The organism is Tropicimonas sp. IMCC34043 (genome assembly GCF_003390845.1).
GTDB lineage: Bacteria > Pseudomonadota > Alphaproteobacteria > Rhodobacterales > Rhodobacteraceae > Tropicimonas.
Map to the genome: position 1 here is coordinate 26,831 of NZ_QMEK01000003.1, position 17,823 is coordinate 44,653.

At 65.2% G+C, this 17,823-nt stretch carries 11 protein-coding genes; 7 read left to right on the forward strand and 4 right to left on the reverse strand.

Annotation, left to right across the window (positions count from 1 at the left end; translation table 11 throughout):
* The first annotated feature begins 85 nt into the window (after nucleotides 1-85).
* Nucleotides 86-4,351, forward strand: a complete 4,266-nt coding sequence (gene rpoC / locus DQG17_RS12655; RefSeq protein ID WP_116133222.1) for a DNA-directed RNA polymerase subunit beta' — start codon at nucleotides 86-88, stop codon at nucleotides 4,349-4,351.
* A gap of 114 nt (nucleotides 4,352-4,465) precedes the next feature.
* Here rpoC and DQG17_RS12660 read toward each other — a convergent pair whose 3' ends face one another.
* Complete coding sequence (locus tag DQG17_RS12660) at nucleotides 4,466-6,010, reverse strand: glycosyltransferase family 39 protein (RefSeq protein WP_157973605.1); 1,545 nt, start codon at nucleotides 6,008-6,010, stop codon at nucleotides 4,466-4,468.
* Nucleotides 6,011-6,163: 153 nt separating this feature from the next.
* The gene (glyA, locus tag DQG17_RS12665) at nucleotides 6,164-7,459 is read right to left on the reverse strand and encodes a serine hydroxymethyltransferase (protein WP_116133224.1); all 1,296 of its coding nucleotides are present in this window, start codon (nucleotides 7,457-7,459) and stop codon (nucleotides 6,164-6,166) included.
* Between the two features lie 174 nt (nucleotides 7,460-7,633).
* Between glyA and DQG17_RS12670 the strand changes: the two genes are divergently transcribed.
* Nucleotides 7,634-8,395: an NAD kinase gene (locus DQG17_RS12670; protein ID WP_116133225.1), complete on the forward strand. Its 762-nt coding sequence runs from the start codon at nucleotides 7,634-7,636 to the stop codon at nucleotides 8,393-8,395.
* A gap of 157 nt (nucleotides 8,396-8,552) precedes the next feature.
* Here DQG17_RS12670 and DQG17_RS12675 read toward each other — a convergent pair whose 3' ends face one another.
* Both DQG17_RS12675 and DQG17_RS12680 read right to left on the reverse strand, forming a co-directional pair.
* Nucleotides 8,553-10,448 (reverse strand): propionyl-CoA synthetase, encoded by a 1,896-nt coding sequence (locus DQG17_RS12675; RefSeq protein ID WP_116133226.1) that lies wholly within the window; start codon nucleotides 10,446-10,448, stop codon nucleotides 8,553-8,555.
* 156 nt (nucleotides 10,449-10,604) lie between these two features.
* Nucleotides 10,605-12,884 carry an NADP-dependent malic enzyme gene (locus DQG17_RS12680; protein ID WP_116133227.1) on the reverse strand — a complete coding sequence of 760 codons (2,280 nt, stop codon included), beginning with the start codon at nucleotides 12,882-12,884 and terminating at the stop codon, nucleotides 10,605-10,607.
* A 133-nt stretch (nucleotides 12,885-13,017) separates the two neighbouring features.
* Here DQG17_RS12680 and DQG17_RS12685 point away from each other — a divergent pair, with 133 nt between their 5' ends.
* The 5 genes from DQG17_RS12685 to upp are packed head-to-tail and all read left to right on the forward strand — an operon-like array spanning nucleotide 13,018 to nucleotide 17,582.
* Entirely contained in the window at nucleotides 13,018-13,446 is a 429-nt protein-coding gene (locus DQG17_RS12685; RefSeq protein WP_255415658.1) for a cytidine deaminase, read from the forward strand.
* A 9-nt stretch (nucleotides 13,447-13,455) separates the two neighbouring features.
* A complete protein-coding gene (locus tag DQG17_RS12690; protein WP_116133229.1) occupies nucleotides 13,456-14,766 on the forward strand; it encodes a thymidine phosphorylase in 1,311 nt (436 codons plus the stop codon).
* Entirely contained in the window at nucleotides 14,763-15,977 is a 1,215-nt protein-coding gene (locus tag DQG17_RS12695) for a phosphopentomutase (protein WP_116133230.1), read from the forward strand. The genes DQG17_RS12690 and DQG17_RS12695 overlap by 4 nt, the downstream gene beginning before the upstream one ends.
* Nucleotides 15,974-16,957, forward strand: a complete 984-nt coding sequence (locus DQG17_RS12700) for an adenosine deaminase (RefSeq protein WP_116133231.1) — start codon at nucleotides 15,974-15,976, stop codon at nucleotides 16,955-16,957. Before DQG17_RS12695 ends, DQG17_RS12700 begins: the two co-directional genes overlap by 4 nt.
* Entirely contained in the window at nucleotides 16,950-17,582 is a 633-nt protein-coding gene (upp, locus tag DQG17_RS12705; protein WP_116133597.1) for a uracil phosphoribosyltransferase, read from the forward strand. Before DQG17_RS12700 ends, upp begins: the two co-directional genes overlap by 8 nt.
* Nucleotides 17,583-17,823 lie beyond the last annotated feature (241 nt).

The window sequence follows — 17,823 nt, forward strand, 5'->3', positions numbered from 1 at the left end:
GGGCTAACCCCCGCCTGACGGTCAACGGGCCGCGCGGTGCGACAGCCGCCGGCCCCTCCCTTTGCGCTACATTCGAGGAACTCAAATGAACCAGGAACTGACCAACAACCCGTTCAACCCGCTTACCCCGCCGAAGGTCTTCGACGAGATCAAGGTGTCGCTGGCAAGCCCGGAACGGATCCTTTCGTGGTCCTATGGCGAGATCAAGAAGCCTGAGACCATCAACTATCGGACCTTCAAGCCCGAGCGCGACGGCCTGTTCTGCGCCCGGATCTTTGGCCCGATCAAGGATTACGAATGCCTTTGCGGCAAGTACAAGCGCATGAAGTATCGCGGCGTCGTCTGCGAGAAATGCGGCGTGGAAGTCACGCTGCAAAAGGTGCGCCGCGAACGCATGGGCCATATCGAACTGGCGGCCCCGGTCGCCCACATCTGGTTCCTGAAATCGCTGCCCTCCCGCATCGGCCTCATGCTCGACATGACGCTGCGCGATCTGGAGCGGATCCTCTATTTCGAGAACTACGTGGTGATCGAGCCCGGTCTCACTGACCTCACCTATGGTCAGCTGATGACCGAGGAAGAGTTCATGGACGCCCAGGACGCCTATGGGATGGACGCCTTCACGGCGAACATCGGCGCCGAGGCAATCCGCGAGATGCTGTCGCTGATCGACCTGGAGGCGACCGCCGAACAGCTGCGCGAGGAGCTGGCGGTTGCAACCGGCGAACTGAAGCCGAAGAAGATCATCAAGCGGCTGAAAATTGTCGAGAACTTCCTTGAATCCGGCAACCGTCCGGAGTGGATGATCCTGACCGTCGTGCCGGTCATTCCGCCCGAACTGCGGCCGCTGGTGCCGCTCGATGGCGGCCGGTTCGCGACCTCGGACCTCAACGACCTGTACCGCCGGGTGATCAACCGTAACAACCGTCTCAAGCGGCTGATCGAACTGCGTGCGCCCGACATCATCATCCGCAACGAAAAGCGGATGCTGCAGGAATCGGTCGATGCGCTGTTCGACAACGGCCGCCGCGGCCGGGTCATCACCGGGGCCAACAAGCGTCCGCTGAAATCGCTCAGCGACATGCTGAAGGGCAAGCAGGGCCGGTTCCGGCAGAACCTTCTCGGCAAGCGGGTCGACTTCTCGGGCCGGTCGGTCATCGTGACCGGGCCGGAGCTGAAGCTGCATCAATGCGGGCTGCCAAAGAAGATGGCGCTCGAATTGTTCAAGCCGTTCATCTATTCGCGGCTCGAGGCCAAGGGCCTCAGCTCGACCGTCAAGCAGGCCAAGAAGCTGGTCGAAAAGGAACGTCCCGAGGTCTGGGACATCCTTGACGAGGTGATCCGCGAACACCCGGTGCTGCTGAACCGGGCGCCGACGCTGCACCGTCTGGGCATCCAGGCGTTCGAGCCGATCCTGATCGAAGGCAAGGCGATCCAGCTGCACCCGCTGGTCTGCTCGGCCTTCAACGCCGACTTCGACGGCGACCAGATGGCCGTGCACGTGCCGCTTTCGCTGGAAGCCCAGCTGGAAGCGCGCGTTCTGATGATGTCCACGAACAACGTGCTGTCGCCTGCGAACGGCGCGCCGATCATCGTTCCGTCGCAGGACATGATCCTTGGCCTCTACTACGTGACCCTCGAACGCGAGGGCATGAAGGGCGAAGGCATGGTGTTCTCGGGCCTCGATGAGGTCGAGCATGCGCTCAACGCGGGCGAGGTGCACATGCACGCGCGGATCACCTGCCGGGTGACGCAGATCGACGACCATGGCCAGGAAGTGCAAAAGCGCTATGAGACCACCCCGGGACGGGTGCGTCTGGGTGCGCTGCTGCCCAAGAACGCCAAGGCGCCGTTCGAACTGGTCAACCGGCTGCTGCGCAAGAACGAGGTTCAGCAGGTCATCGACACCGTCTACCGCTATTGCGGACAGAAGGAATCGGTCATCTTCTGCGACCAGATCATGGGCATGGGCTTCCGCGAGGCGTTCAAGGCCGGCATCTCGTTCGGCAAGGACGACATGGTCATCCCCGACAACAAGTGGGAAATCGTCGACGCCACCAAGGAATTGGTGAAGGACTTTGAACAGCAGTACATGGACGGCCTGATCACTCAGGGCGAAAAGTACAACAAGGTCGTCGATGCCTGGTCGAAGTGCAACGACAAGGTCACCGATGCGATGATGGCCACGATCTCGGCCAAGCGCAAAGACGAGAACGGCGCCGAACTGGAGCCGAACTCGGTCTACATGATGGCCCACTCGAAGGCTCGGGGCTCGGTCACGCAGATGAAACAGCTTGGCGCCATGCGCGGGCTGATGGCCAAACCGTCGGGCGAGATCATCGAGACGCCGATCATCTCGAACTTCAAGGAAGGTCTGACCGTGCTGGAGTACTTCAACTCCACCCACGGTGCCCGGAAGGGTCTGTCGGACACGGCACTGAAGACGGCGAACTCGGGCTACCTGACCCGTCGTCTGGTCGACGTGGCGCAGGACTGCATCGTGCGCCAGCACGATTGCGGCACCGATCTTGCGATCACCGCCGAGGCGGCCGTGAACGACGGCGAAGTCGTGGCTTCGCTTGCCGAGCGCATTCTGGGCCGGGTTTCGGCCGAGGATGTTCTGCGGCCGGGGACCGACGAGGTGATCGTTGCCCGCAACGAGCTGATCGACGAACGTAAGGCCGACGAGATCGAGCAGTCGGGCGTTGCCACGATGCGCATGCGCAGCCCGCTGACCTGCGAGGCCGAGGAAGGCGTCTGCGCCATGTGCTATGGCCGTGACCTGGCGCGCGGCACGCTCGTCAACCTTGGCGAGGCTGTCGGCATCATCGCCGCGCAGTCGATCGGCGAACCCGGCACCCAGCTGACGATGCGGACGTTCCACATCGGCGGCGTGGCGCAGGGTGGCCAGCAGTCGTTCCAGGAAGCCAACCAGGCCGGCACGATCGAGTTCCGCAACCCGAGCCTGCTGGAAAATGCCATGGGCGAACATGTGGTCATGGGCCGGAACATGCAGATCGCGATCATCGACGACAAGGGCGTCGAACGCGGCTCGTTCAAGGTCGGCTATGGCTCGAAGGTCCTGGTCAAGGAAGGCGCGACCGTGACCCGCGGCGACAAGCTGCTCGAATGGGACCCCTATACCCTGCCGATCATCGCCGAAAAGGCCGGTACCGCAAAGTTCGTCGACCTGATCAGCGGCATCTCGGTCCGCGAGGATACCGACGATGCCACCGGCATGACCCAGAAGATCGTGTCGGACTGGCGTTCCGCGCCGAAGGGCAACGAACTGAAGCCGGAGATCATCATCGTCGATCCCGAAACCGGCGAACCCATGCGCAACGATGCCGGCAACCCGGTGATCTATTCGATGTCGGTGGACGCGATTTTGTCGATCGAGGAAGGTTCGCTGGTTCGTGCAGGCGACGTGGTGGCGCGGATCCCGCGTGAAGGGGCCAAGACCAAGGACATCACCGGCGGTCTGCCGCGGGTGGCGGAACTGTTCGAGGCGCGTCGTCCGAAGGATCACGCGATCATCGCCGAAATCGACGGCTATGTGAAATTCGGGCGCGACTACAAGAACAAGACCCGGATCACGATCCAGCCGATGGACGACACGCTCATGCCTGCCGAATACATGGTGCCAAAGGGCAAGCACATCCCGGTGCAGGAAGGCGACTTCGTGCAGAAGGGCGACTATGTCATGGACGGCAATCCGGCGCCGCATGACATCCTTGCCATCATGGGGGTCGAGGCGCTGGCCGTCTACATGATCGACGAGGTGCAGGACGTCTATCGCCTGCAAGGAGTGAAGATCAACGACAAGCACATCGAGGTCATCGTCCGGCAGATGCTGCAGAAGTGGGAGATCCTGGATTCGGGGGAAACCACGCTGCTGAAGGGCGAGCATGTGGACAAGGCGGAGTTCGAGGCAGCCAACGAAAAGGCCATGTCCGCGGGCCGTCGTCCGGCCGAGGGCCAGCCGATCCTGCTCGGGATCACCAAGGCGAGCCTTCAGACCCGCAGCTTCATGTCTGCTGCGTCGTTCCAGGAAACGACCCGGGTGCTGACCGAAGCCTCGGTCCAGGGCAAGCGCGACAAGCTGATCGGCCTGAAGGAGAACATCCTTGTTGGCAGGTTGATCCCGGCCGGCACCGGCGGGGCGACCCGCAACGTCGAGAAGATCGCGCGCGATCGCGATCGCAAGGTGCTCGATCAGCGTCAGGCCGAGGCTGAGGCCGCTGCCGCGCTCGCCGCACCGGTCGTCGAAAGCCGGCCGATGGACGATGTCCTCGGCGGTGAGTTCGACGATCCGTTCATCGTCGATACGCCCGAAAGCAGCGATTTCTGATCGCTGCCGTCACACTGACAGAACGCGCCCCGCCGGGATCCGGCGGGGCGTTTTTCGTTTTCGGTAAGCGGGCAGGGGCAGCGCTGTCGGGGTTCCGGTATCTCGCCTGCCGCGTCAGTTCGGGCCGTCTGCCTTCCAGGCGACAAAGCCTCCGGCGGCGTCCAGAACCGCATAGCCTGCGAGCCTGCCCGAGATCTCGTCGAGCAGTTCCTGCGAGCAGACCCCGCGCATCGGTCCCTTCAGATCGCCGTTCTTCCAGAGGTCCTCGAGTTTGCTGAGGCGGTCGATGCGGACAAAGGGGCGCCCGTTCGCGGCATAATAGGAGGCCAGCGCAGGGATCACCCGGCCGGTTGGCGTGCGCTTCGTGCAGACGACGAGGGTCTCATCGGGCTGCAGTTCGGCGCCGACCTTCGAGAGTTCGTCGATCTGACTCTGATAGTCTTCGTCCGCCGCGATGCGCAGGGTTTCGGCGGTCTTGATCGGCCCGAGGGCCGCGGCCGAGACGAGCGCGGCCGCAGCAAGCCCGATCCAGGGGGCGCGGGGCAAGGACAGCAGCACCGCTGCCAGCGCCGCCGTCAGCAGTGGCACCATGATCAGCGAATAGCGCGCGGTCACGTGGCCGCCGGCAAGAAGCATGCCCGCAACGAAGATCGCGAAGATCGCCGGAAGCGTCAGCAACTCCATCCGCTTCAAGCGCCAGGGCAGCCAGGCGAGCGCCGCGATGCCAAGCCAGCGCAGAACCGGCTCGTAGTCGATGATCAGTTCGTAGAGGTCGGCAAGGTTGCGCGGGTTTTCGACCGGCCCGGTGGGGGTGAAACGGCTGATCATCTGGTCGCCGAACAGCTCGCCGAGGGCACCGAGATCATAAAGCGCCATCTGAAACAGAGGCCAGGCAAGCGTACCAAGGACCGCAATCCAGACCGAAACCTGGAACCGGCGGTCCGTGCGAAGCTGCCTCAGCGAGAAACCGTGCCGGCCCTTGGTGCGCGACAGCACGAGCAGGAACAGCGCGACCAGCACCAGCCCGATCGGCGCCTTTTGCAGCGACCCGAGCACGATGACGACGGCGGTGGCGTACCACCAGCTTGGGCGTCGCAGCGCAAGGATGGTGGTCGCGAGCGCGAGGGTCGCAAAGAACGTCGCGCCGGAGTCGAGCATCGCGGAGAGCCCGTAGTCCCAGAACTTGGTCGAGCTTGACAGCAGCAGCACCGTGGCGGGGATGGCCCAGGGCGACCAGGGGATCAGCGCCAGTACCAGCAAGCCTGCGGCCAGCAGGCTGCCGAGCGTGAACAGCATCGAGGGCAGGCGAAGCGCGATCTGCAGGTCCATGCCGGTCTCGAGCAGAAGCGCCGTCATCCAGTATTGCAGCGGCGGCTTGTGGAACGAGACCTCGTTCACCGAATAGACCGCAAGCCAGTCGTGCATCCGCGCGAAGGCGGTCGAGCGGTCGAGCGTGTGGAACTCGTCGTAGTAGCGGAAGCCCGCGCCGGGGAGCAGCTGAAGATGGGCGACCCAGACCACGGCGATCAGAAGTGCCGTGACCAGAAGCGGCAGGTAATAGGCCGATCGCTGCGGCACCTGCATGGGCGCGAAGTCCCACGACCGCTTTGCCCCATCGGCCCCGCCCTCCGGGGTGTCTTCGCCAAGCCGAGATTTCATGCAACGTCTCCAATGTCTGGCAAGGCCAGCATAGGGGGGCATGGCCAGGAATGGCACCCGGAAACCGGGCCGGGGAGCCGCGTCCGAGCGCGACCCCAACGCGTACGGGCCGCACCTGACCGGCGCGGCCCGTTGACCCCCGTCAGGGCCGGTTCAGAGCCCGGGGTAGATCGGGAAGCGGGCGCAGAGCGCGGTCGCTTCCAGCTTCACCTTTTCTTCGACAGCACCGTTGTGATCCTCGCCATTGGCGGCGAGCCCGTCGACGACGGCGACGATCATGCGCGCAATCTCGCGGAACTCGGCCTCGCCGAAGCCGCGGGTGGTGCCCGCGGGCGTGCCAAGGCGGACGCCCGAAGTCACGGTGGGCTTTTCGGGATCGAACGGGATGCCGTTCTTGTTGCAGGTGATATGGGCGCGTCCCAGTGCCTTTTCGGTGGCGTTGCCCTTGACCCCTTTGGGACGCAGATCGACCAGCATCACATGGGTGTCGGTGCCCCCGGTGACGATGTCGAGCCCGCCCTTCATCAGCTCGTCGGCAAGGGCCACGGCATTGGCGCGGACCTGCTTGGCATAGGTCTTGAACTCGGGACGCAGCGCCTCGCCGAAAGCCACGGCCTTGGCGGCGATCACGTGCATCAGCGGGCCGCCCTGGATGCCGGGGAAGATCGCCGAGTTGACCTTCTTCGCGATGGCCTCGTCATTGGTCAGGATCATGCCGCCACGCGGTCCGCGCAGGGTCTTGTGGGTCGTGGTCGTGGCGATGTCGGCATAGGGGAAGGGCGAGGGGTGTTCGCCCGCCGCAACCAGCCCCGCGAAATGCGCCATGTCGACCATCAGATAGGCGCCGACGCTGTCGGCAATCTCGCGGAACCTGGCAAAGTCGATCTGGCGCGGGATCGCCGAACCGCCGGCGATGATCAGCTTCGGCTGGTGTTGGGCCGCAAGGCTCGCGATCTCGTCATAGTCGATCAGGCTGTCCTGCTGGCGCACGCCGTATTGCACCGCGTTGAACCACTTGCCCGACTGGTTCGGCGGTGCGCCGTGGGTCAGGTGGCCGCCCGAGGCGAGGTTCATGCCAAGGATGGTGTCACCGGGCTGGATCAGCGCCTGGAAGGCGCCCTGGTTCGCCTGGCTGCCCGAGTTCGGTTGCACATTGGCAAAGCCGCAGCCGAACAATTGCTTTGCCCGGTCGATGGCGAGGCTTTCGGCAATGTCGACGAACTGGCAACCGCCGTAATACCGCCGGCCCGGATAGCCTTCGGCGTATTTGTTCGTCATGACCGAGCCCTGGGCCTCCATCACGGCGCGGCTAACGATGTTCTCCGAGGCGATGAGTTCGATCTCGTCGCGCTGGCGGCCGAGTTCGAGGTCGATGGCGCGGGCGATCTCGGGGTCGCGGGTCGCGAGATTCTCGCTGAAGAATCCGGGGTCCTTGGCAGTGTCGGTCATCGGCGTTCCTTTCGGGCAACATGTCTTGCCGGGGATGTAGCCCAAGCCGGGGCGGGAAAAAAGGCCTCGTCAGGGGCAGTCAGTGGCGGATGAGGTCCGGAATCGAGGCTTGCGTTTCCGATGGTGGCGGGGGATGACCGTTGCGGAACGGTCGCTCATTTCCCCGGGGGTTCGATGACCAGGATCGCGTTCATGGCCAGCGAGACCGAGGTCGCGCAGGACGCCCGTGAGAAGCTGTCGCGCCGCTATGGCGAGGTCGCGCCTGAAAATGCGAATGTGATCGTGGCGTTGGGCGGCGACGGGTTCATGTTGCAGACCCTTCACGGAACCCAGCACCTCGATACCCCGGTCTATGGCATGAACTGCGGCACGGTCGGGTTCATGATGAACGAATTCTCGCTCGACGGGTTGATCGACAGGCTTCAGGTCGCCGCCGAAGAGGTGATCGTGCCGCTGGCGATGCGCGCGATTACACCCGATGGCGATGTACACGATGCGCTGGCCCTGAACGAGGTCTCGTTGCTGCGCGCCGGACCCCAGGTTGCGAAGCTGCGGATTTCGGTCGACGGGCGGGTCAGGATGGAAGAACTGGTCGCGGATGGCGCGCTGGTGAGCACGCCTGCGGGATCGACCGCCTACAACTATTCCTCGCATGGGCCGATCATCCCGATCGGCTCGGACGTGCTGGCGCTGACCGCAATGTCGGCGTTCCGGCCGCGGCGCTGGCGCGGCGCGCTGCTGCCAAGCTCGGCCGAGGTCCGTTTCGATGTGCTGCAGCACGAGAAGCGCCCCGTGATGGCCGAGGCCGACAGCCGGTCGGCGGTGCGCAACGTGGTTGCCGTGATCATTCGCAGCGAGCCTGCGATCCGGCATCGGATCCTGTTCGACCCGGGCCATGGGCTGGAAGAGCGGCTGATCCGCGAGCAATTCGTCTGAGACAGCCGGCGGCGGCCGGGGAGGGGGCGCTGTCCCCCGCGCGCCGTCGGCGCGCGTCCCCCGGGATATTTTCAAACAGAAGAAGCGCCGGTGCCGGAGGCGGGAACCGCCCGGCCGGGACCGGGCGGTTGCGCTGTGTGACACAGACCGGGGCGGATCAGACCTTCTTGGCGTAGCCGATGCGGCCGAGCGCGTCGGTGATCTCGTCGAGGATGGCCGGATCGTCGATCGTGGCGGGTGTCTTGAACTCTTCGCCATCGGCGATCTTCTGCATCGTGCCGCGCAGGATCTTGCCCGAGCGGGTCTTGGGCAGGCGGTCGACGACGCAGGCGAGCTTGAAGGCTGCCACCGGGCCGATCTGGTCGCGCACCAGATAGACGCATTCCTTGATGACCTCTTCGGGCGAGCGTTCGTGACCCGCGTTGAGGCACAGAAAGCCCATCGGAAGCTGACCCTTGAGCGTATCGGCGACCCCGATCACCGCGCATTCGGCAACGTCGGGGTGGGAGGCCAGGACCTCCTCCATCGCGCCGGTCGAAAGCCTGTGGCCGGCGACGTTGATGACGTCGTCGGTGCGGGCCATGATGTAGAGGTAGCCGTCCTCGTCCTTGTAGCCGGCGTCGCCGGTTTCGTAATAGCCCGGGAAGTGGTTGAGATAGGATTTCAGGAAGCGGTCGTCGGCATTCCACAGCGTCGGCAGCGTGCCCGGCGGCAGCGGCAGCTTGATCGCGATGGCGCCCATCTGGCCGGCCGCAACCTCGTGCCCGCCCTCGTCGAGGATATGGACGTCATAGCCCGGCATCGGCACCGAGGGGCTGCCGAGCTTGACCGGCAATTCCTCGATCCCCAGCGGGTTGGCGGCGATGGCCCAGCCGGTCTCGGTCTGCCACCAGTGGTCGATTACCGGCACGCCGAGGTGTTCCTGCGCCCACTTGATGGTGTCGGGGTCGGCGCGCTCGCCGGCCAGGAACAGGGCCTGCAGGCCGCTGAGATCGTATTTCTTGATGAACGCGCCGGTCGGATCCTCGCGCCGGATCGCACGCAGCGCGGTCGGCGCGGTGAACAGGACCTTGACCTTGTGTTCCTGGATCACCCGCCAGAAGGTGCCGGGATCGGGGGTGCCGACGGGCTTGCCCTCGAACACGATGGTGGTGTTGCCGTGGATCAAGGGCGCATAGCAGATATAGCTGTGGCCGACGACCCAGCCCACGTCCGAGGCGGCCCAGAACACGTCGCCCGGGGCGATGTTATAGACGTTGTCCATGGTCCAGTTGAGTGCGACGAGCTGACCTGCGGTATGCCGGATCACGCCCTTGGGCTGTCCGGTGGTGCCCGACGTATAAAGGATATAAGCGGGGTGGTTGCCTTCCACGGGCAGGCAGTCGACCGGGTCGGTGCCGTACTGGAAGCCGTACCAGTTGAAGTCGCGGCCCTCCACGAGGTGCGCCACTTCCTGCTCGCGCTGGTAGATCACGCAGAAGTCGGGCTTGTGGGTCGACTGGTCGATGGCCCCGTCGAGCAGGGGCTTGTAGTGCACGACACGGCCGGGTTCGACGCCGCAGGAGGCGGCGATGATGCATTTCGGTTTGGCGTCGTCGATCCGCACGGCGAGTTCGTGGGCGGCAAATCCGCCAAAGACCACCGAGTGGATGGCGCCGATGCGTGCGCAGGCGAGCATGGCCTCGACCGCCTCGGGGATCATGGGCATGTAGATGATGACGCGGTCGCCCTTGTTCACGCCCTTGGCCTTCAGCGCACCGGCGAGGCTTGCGACCCGGTTCCGAAGCTCGAAATAGGTGATCTCGCGCTTGGAATGGGTGACCGGGCTGTCGTGGATGATGGCGACCTGGTCGCCGCGGCCGGCTTCGACGTGGCGGTCCACGGCGTTGTAGCAGGTGTTGACCAGCGCATCCGAATACCATTCGTAAATCGGCGCCTTGTCGTCGAACAATGCCTTCGACGGCGGGGTGTACCAGTCGATCGCCTCGGCGGCCTGCATCCAGAACGCCTCGGGATCGGCCTTCCAGGCGTCATAGATGTCGGAATATCCCATGTCTTCTCTCCCTCGAACCATTGCCGGAGTTACGCAGCGCGTTCATAATCGCGCAAGTATATTGTCCGCTCTGCGCTGCACGGTCACGGTTGGCGCTAACATGGATGTTCCGGGCCTCCCGTGACCGCGTTTGACGGTCTCAGACGGAAAATTCGTTCAACTGTAGTGCGCGACCGGTGTGCCGGCGATGGCGGACATGTTCAGCAGGCCGCGCGCGGTAATCGACGGGGTGGCAACATGGGCGCGGTTTCCCATGCCCATCAGAATCGGCCCCACCTCCAGCCCGGCGGCCTTCATCTTCAGCACGTTGCGCACCGCACTTGCGGCATCGGCGTTGGCGAAGACCATCGCGTTTGCGGCGCCTTTCAGGCGCGAATCGGGTAGCAGGCGTTCGCGAATCGACGCGTCGAGGGCGGAATCGATGTGCATCTCGCCCTCATAGACGAAATCGGGGTTCCAGCGGTCGAGGATCTGAAGGGCGGCGCGCATCCGCTCGCCGCTTTCGCTGTTGAGGTTGCCGAACTGGGAATAGGCGCAGAGCGCGATCTTGGGTTCGATCCCGAAGCGGCGGATGTGGCGGGCGCAGCCCATCACGGTGTCGGCGATCTGCTGCGGGCTTGGCTGCTGGTTGACCTGGGTGTCGGCGATAAACAATGGCCCGTCCTCGAGGATCATGATCGACAAGGCCCCCACCGGACGGAGGGTGCCATGTTGCAGCAGCTGGGTGACATAGTTCAGATGCCAGGAGTATTGCCCGAAGGTGCCGCAGATCAGGCTGTCGGCTTCGCCGCGATGGACCATGACCGCGGCAATCGCGGTGGTGTTGGTGCGCATGATGGTGCGGGCGATCTCGGGCGTTACGCCGCGGCGTGACATGACCTTGAGATAGGTCTCGGAATATTCGAGGTGGCGGGGGTCGTTTTCGGGGTTCACGATCTCGATGTCGCGGCCCGCGCGGATCTGCAGGCCGGCACGTTCGCACCGCTGTTCGATCACGTCGGGCCGTCCGATCAGGATCGGCAGGTCGGTCGTCTGTTCGAGCATTGCGTTGGCCGCGCGCAGCACCCGTTCATCCTCGCCCTCGGCGAAGACGATCTTGCGCTGCGCCTTGGAGGCCGCGTCGAAGACCGGGCGCATCAGCAGCGCCGACTTGAAGACCGAGCCGTCGAGCTTGGCCTTGTAGGCGCCAAGATCGTCGAGCGGACGGGTGGCCACCCCGCTTTCCATCGCGGCACGGGCGACGGCCGAGGCGACGACGCCCATCAGACGTGGATCGAAGGGTTTCGGGATCAGGTATTCGGGACCGAAGCTGAGTTGTTCGTCCTTGTAGGCTGCCGCTGCCTCGGCGCTCGTCGTGGCGCGGGCAAGGGCGGCGATGCCTTCGATGCAACCAAGCTGCATGGCGTCGTTGATCTCGGTCGCGCCGACATCGAGCGCGCCACGGAAGATGAAGGGAAAGCAGAGGACGTTGTTGACCTGATTGGGGTAATCCGACCGTCCCGTGGCAATGATCGCGTCGGGCGCCACGGCCTTTACCTCGGCGGGCAGGATCTCGGGTGTCGGATTGGCGAGCGCAAAGACGATGGGACGTGGCGCCATCTTTCTCACCATCTCCGCCGTCAGCACCCGCGGGCCCGACAGGCCAAGGAACAGATCGGCGCCGTCGATCACCTGATCGAGCGTGCGCAGATCGGTGGCTTGGGCGTATTTTTCCTTCAGCGGGTTCATGTCCTCGGTCCGGCCGGCATAGACCAGTCCGTGGATGTCGCAGAGCCAGACATTCTCGCGCTTGACCCCAAGCTTCAGCAGCATGTTGAGGCAGGCGATGCCGGCCGCGCCGCCGCCGGTCGAGACGACCTTGATCTTGTCGAAATCCTTGCCCGCGACGAAAAGGGCGTTGGTCGCCGCGGCGCCGACGACGATTGCGGTGCCGTGCTGGTCGTCGTGGAACACCGGGATGTTCATCCGTTCGCGGCAGAGCCGTTCGACCACGAAACAATCGGGCGCCTTGATGTCCTCGAGGTTGATCGCCCCGAACGAGGGTTCGAGCGCGCAGACAATGTCGGCGAGCCGTTCGGGATCGCTTTCGTTCACTTCGAGATCGAAGCAGTCGATATTGGCGAACTTCTTGAACAGGACCGCTTTGCCCTCCATCACCGGTTTCGCGGCAAGCGGGCCGATATTGCCAAGCCCGAGCACGGCGGTGCCGTTCGATATCACCGCGACCAGGTTGCCGCGGCTGGTATAGCGCATGGCGGCGGCCGGATCGTCCCTGATGGCAAGGCAGGCATCGGCCACGCCGGGGGAATAGGCCAGCGCCAGATCGTGGCCGTTCGCCAGCGGCTTGGTGGCGCGGATCTCGAGTTTTCCGGGCTTGGGAAACTCGTGATAATGGAGCGCGGCGCTTTGGCTTTCGAGGGAGGTGTCCTGGGTCATCGGTGACTCTCATGCGACGGTTTGTTCAACGTTAAACCAGTCCTTTTCGGCAAAGAACCGGAGCCGGTGACGCAGGGGCGCATGACAGCGATCTGTGCGGCCCTTGCATCCCGCACGGCGGCGGAACAAAGTGGTGCGACAAGCCAATGAGGGGATCGCCATGACCGGAAAATCGCTGATGGATGCGGCGCGGGCGGTTCGCGAACGGGCCTATGTCCCCTATTCGAATTTCAAGGTCGGGGCGGCGTTGCGCGGCGCCTCGGGCGCCGTTCATGTGGGCTGCAACGTCGAAAACGTGGCCTATCCCGAGGGGACCTGTGCCGAGGCGGGCGCGATTGCGGCGATGGCCGCCGCGGGCGAATACCAGATTGTCGAAGTCGCTGTGATCGCCGACAGCCCGGCGCCGGTGCCGCCCTGCGGTGGCTGCCGTCAGAAGCTGAAGGAATTCGCAGGCGGCGACGTGAAGGTCACCATGGCGACTCTCGACGGTGCCGAACTGACCATGACGGTGGACGAGTTGCTGCCCGGAGCCTTTGGCGCGGGCCATATGGACCGGGCCTGAGGGGCCGGGGTGGACGCGCGACAGATATTGTCAAAACTGCGGCGGGCCGAGCGGCCCGACCCGGATGAGTTGTCCTGGTTCGGTGGGGCATTGGCCTCGGGCGCTGTCAGCGACGCCCAGGCCGGGGCTTTTGCCATGGGGATCTGCCGCACGCCATTGTCCGAGGCCGGGCGCGTCGCGCTGACGCTTGCCATGCGCGACAGCGGCGATGTGCTTGACTGGGACATGCCGGGGCCGGTCGTCGACAAGCATTCGACGGGGGGCGTGGGCGACAGCGTCTCGCTGACGCTTGCCCCGGCGCTGGCAGCCTGCGGCGCCTATGTGCCGATGATCTCGGGCCGCGGGCTCGGCCACACCGGCGGCACGCTCGACAAGCTCGAGGCGATCCCGGGGTATACCGCCGAGGTGTCGCAGGCGCGGCTGCGCGAAATCGTCGGTGACATCGGCTGCGCCATCGTTGGCGCCAGCCAGCGCATCGCCCCGGCCGACAAGCGGCTTTATGCGGTCCGCGACGTGACCGGCACGGTCGAATCGATCGATCTGATCACAGCCTCGATCCTGTCGAAAAAACTTGCCGCGGGGCTCGACGCGCTGGTGCTTGACGTCAAGACCGGATCCGGCGCCTTCATGAAGACGGCCGAGGATTCGCGGGCGCTGGCACATTCGCTGGTCGCGACGGCCGAGGGCGCAGGGTGCCGGACGACGGCGCTCATCACCGACATGAGCCAGCCGCTGATCGGCACGGCGGGCAACGCGCTCGAGATCGCAGAAGGCATGCAGACGCTGACCTGCGAGGCGGTGTCGGAACGGCTTTGGGACCTGACCGTGGCGCTCGGCGGCGAGTTGCTGGCGCTGAGCGGGCTTGCCGATACGGCCGAGGCCGGCGCCGACAAGATCGCCGGGGCCCTGCGCTCGGGCGCTGCGGCCGAACGGTTCGAACGGATGATCGCGGCCCTTGGCGGGCCCGCCGACTTCGTCGGCGCCTGGCGGCGGCACCTGCCCGAGGCGGCAGTGGTGCGCGATGTCTTTCCGGCCGAGGCGGGTGTCGTGGCGCGGATCGATGTCGAGGCGGTGGGGCTGGCGGTCGTCCATCTGGGCGGCGGGCGGCTGCGCGACGGCGATGTGATCGACCCGAGCGTCGGGTTCTCGACGCTGGCGGGGCTGGGCGAGATGGTCTCGGCCGGTCGCCCGCTGGGCCGGGTCCATGCGGCAAGCGATGCCGCCGCCGAGGCCGCAGCGGTGGCGTTGCGCGGCGCCTACCTGATCGGCGCGGCGGCGCCCGACCTGCCGCCCTTGATACACGAAAGGATCGCGCCATGACCCGTGCCTTTCTGGTGGTGATGGATTCCGTCGGCTGCGGCGGGGCGCCCGATGCGGGCGAATTCTTCAACGCCGGCAAACCCGACACCGGCGCCAACACCCTGCTGCACATTGCCCGCGCCTGTGCCGAGGGCCAGGCCGAGGCGGGACGGAGCGGGCCGCTCCGGCTCCCCAATCTTGCCCGCCTTGGGCTTGGCACCGCGATTGCCACCGCTTGCGGCGAGGCGGCACCAGGGATCGAGGCAATGTCCGAAGGGCTTTGCGGGGCAGCCACCGAGGTATCGCGCGGCAAGGACACGCCCTCGGGGCATTGGGAGCTGGCGGGCGTGCCCGTGCCCTGGGAATGGCACTATTTCCCCAAGACCGTGCCCTCCTTCCCCGAGGAGGTGCGGCAGGCGGTGTGCCGGGCGGCGGGGACCGCGGACATTCTTGGCAATTGCCACGCCTCGGGCACGCTGATCATCGAGGAACTGGGGGCCGAGCACATGCGCACCGGCTGGCCGATCTGCTATACCTCGGTCGACAGCGTGTTCCAGATTGCCGCCCACGAAGAGACCTTTGGCGAGGCGCGGCTGCAAAAGCTGTGCCAGGATCTGGCGCCGATGCTGCATGGCATGCGGGTCGGGCGGGTGATCTCGCGTCCCTTTGTCGGCTCGCCCGAGGAGGGGTTTGTCCGCACGACGAACCGCCACGACTATGCCATCGCCCCGCCCGCGCCGACGCTGTGCGACTGGGTCCATGCCGCGGGCCGCAAGGTTCTGGCGGTGGGCAAGATCGGCGACATCTTCTCGATGCAGGGGATCGACGAGGTGCGGCGCGGAACCGATGCGACGCTGATCGGACATCTGGGCGATTTCATCGACGCGGCCCCGGACGGCAGCCTGACCTTTGCCAACTTCGTCGAATTCGACAGCGTCTATGGCCACCGGCGGGATGTCTCGGGCTATGCCCGCGCGCTCGAATGGTTCGATGCCGAACTGGGGCGGCTGATGACCCGTCTGCGGCCGGGCGACATGGTGCTGGTCACGGCCGATCACGGCAACGACCCGACATGGCGCGGCACCGATCACACGCGCGAGCGGGTGCCGGTGGTCTGTCACGGCGTCGGTGCGGGCGCGATCGGCAACGTTGCCTTCGTCGATGTGGCGGCCAGCATCGCCGCACATCTGGGCGTGCCCGCGCAGGGACCGGGTCGGAGTTTTCTGCCATGACCTTTCCCAAGATCGAATTGCACCTGCATCTCGAGGGCGCGGCACCGCCCGCATTCATCCGCGGGATTGCGGCCGAAAAGGGCGTCGACCTGAGCCGTATCTTCAACGAGGCCGGTGCCTACGCCTATGGCGACTTCCTGGAGTTCCTGAAGGTCTACGAGGCTGCGACCGCGGTTCTGAGCACCCCCGAGGACTATGCCCGGCTGATCGCCGTGGTGACCGAGGACCTGACCGAACAGGGCGCGATCTATGCCGAAACCTTCATCTCGCCCGATTTCTGCGGCGGCGGCGATCTGGCCGCGTGGCGCGAATACCTGCAGGCGATGCAGGAGGCCGCGGCGCGGTCCGAGGCGCAGGGCGGCGTGATCCTGAAAGGGATCGTCACCCCGATCCGGCATTTCGGACCCGAGCGCGCAAAGGCGCCAGCGCTCTGCGCGGCCGAGACGGCGGGGGATTTCATTGTCGGGCTGGGCCTTGCCGGCGACGAAGGCGTGGGCCGGCCGCGCGACTATATCTGGGCCTTCGATTGCGCCCGCGAGGCGGGGCTGCGGTTGACCTGCCATGCCGGCGAATGGGGCGGACCGGCCAGCGTGCGCGCCGCGGTCGAGGATCTGGGGGTCGAGCGGATCGGCCACGGCGTGCGGGCCATCGAGGACCCCGCACTCGTCGACTGGCTGGCCGAGCGTGGCACCGTGCTCGAGGTCTGCCCGGGGTCGAACGTCGCGCTCGGGCTTTATCGCGACTACTCGCGCCACCCGATTGCCAGATTGCGCGACGCGGGCGTCAGGGTCACGGTCTCGACCGACGATCCGCCGTTCTTCCACACCACGCTTTCACGCGAATACGAGCGGCTTGCCGATGCCTTCCATTGGGGAAGTGAGGATTTTGCCGCGCTCAACCGGGTTGCCGCCGAGGCCGCCTTCTGCGATGCAAAAACCCGCGATGACCTGTTGAAAAAACTCGGAGATGCCGATGTATGACCACCTGACCATCGTCGATCACCCGCTGGTGCAGCACAAGCTGACGCTGATGCGCGACAAGGAGGCTTCGACGGCCAAGTTCCGGCGGCTCCTGCGCGAGATCAGCCAGTTCCTGGCCTATGAGGTGACCTTTGACATGGAGATGGAAGAGGTCGAGATCGAAACGCCGCTGACCAAGATGATGGCGCCGACGCTGTCGGGAAAGAAACTGGCGCTGATCTCGATCCTGCGTGCCGGCAACGGATTGCTGGACGGGATCCTCGAACTGGTGCCGGGCGCGCGCGTCGGTTTTATCGGGCTCTATCGCGACCCCGAGACGCTGCAACCGGTGCAATATTACTTCAAGGTGCCCGAGGATCTGTCCGACCGGCTGGTGATCGTGGTCGATCCGATGCTGGCCACCGGCAATTCATCGGTCGCGGCAATCGACTTGCTGAAGGCTGCCGGTGCCACCAATATCCGCTTTCTGTGCCTGCTGGCTGCCCCCGAAGGCGTCGCGCGCATGAAAGAGGCGCACCCGGATGTGCCCATTGTCACCGCCTCGCTCGACAGTCACCTGAACGATCACGGCTATATCGTGCCGGGACTTGGCGACGCCGGGGACCGCATGTTCGGGACGAAATAGCGCCGGACACGGCAAGACCACGGCCGCGCCCCTGTCTCGCGAGGCAGGGGCGTTCGGCGCTGCGCCACCCGTCCCTGTCGAAGCTGACCTGTGACGTCCGACCGGACGATTTCGTCGCCGCACGGAGGGGCGCAACATCTTAATCGAAGAAATCGCGTCGTTAACATAAAATTGCTTTACTCGATTCAGGAGCTGCGGCATCCTGCTACACAAGATCTAGGCAGATCTTCTAATTGTCGGG

What these genes read in the sequence shown, in the direction of transcription:
- rpoC (WP_116133222.1), top strand. Translation starts at nt 86, where the DNA reads ATGAACCAGGAACTGACCAACAACCCGTTCAACCCGCTTACCCCGCCG.
- DQG17_RS12660 (WP_157973605.1), bottom strand. Translation starts at nt 6,010, where the DNA reads ATGAAATCTCGGCTTGGCGAAGACACCCCGGAGGGCGGGGCCGATGGG.
- glyA (WP_116133224.1), bottom strand. Translation starts at nt 7,459, where the DNA reads ATGACCGACACTGCCAAGGACCCCGGATTCTTCAGCGAGAATCTCGCG.
- DQG17_RS12670 (WP_116133225.1), top strand. Translation starts at nt 7,634, where the DNA reads ATGACCAGGATCGCGTTCATGGCCAGCGAGACCGAGGTCGCGCAGGAC.
- DQG17_RS12675 (WP_116133226.1), bottom strand. Translation starts at nt 10,448, where the DNA reads ATGGGATATTCCGACATCTATGACGCCTGGAAGGCCGATCCCGAGGCG.
- DQG17_RS12680 (WP_116133227.1), bottom strand. Translation starts at nt 12,884, where the DNA reads ATGACCCAGGACACCTCCCTCGAAAGCCAAAGCGCCGCGCTCCATTAT.
- DQG17_RS12695 (WP_116133230.1), top strand. Translation starts at nt 14,763, where the DNA reads ATGACCCGTGCCTTTCTGGTGGTGATGGATTCCGTCGGCTGCGGCGGG.
- DQG17_RS12700 (WP_116133231.1), top strand. Translation starts at nt 15,974, where the DNA reads ATGACCTTTCCCAAGATCGAATTGCACCTGCATCTCGAGGGCGCGGCA.
- upp (WP_116133597.1), top strand. Translation starts at nt 16,950, where the DNA reads ATGTATGACCACCTGACCATCGTCGATCACCCGCTGGTGCAGCACAAG.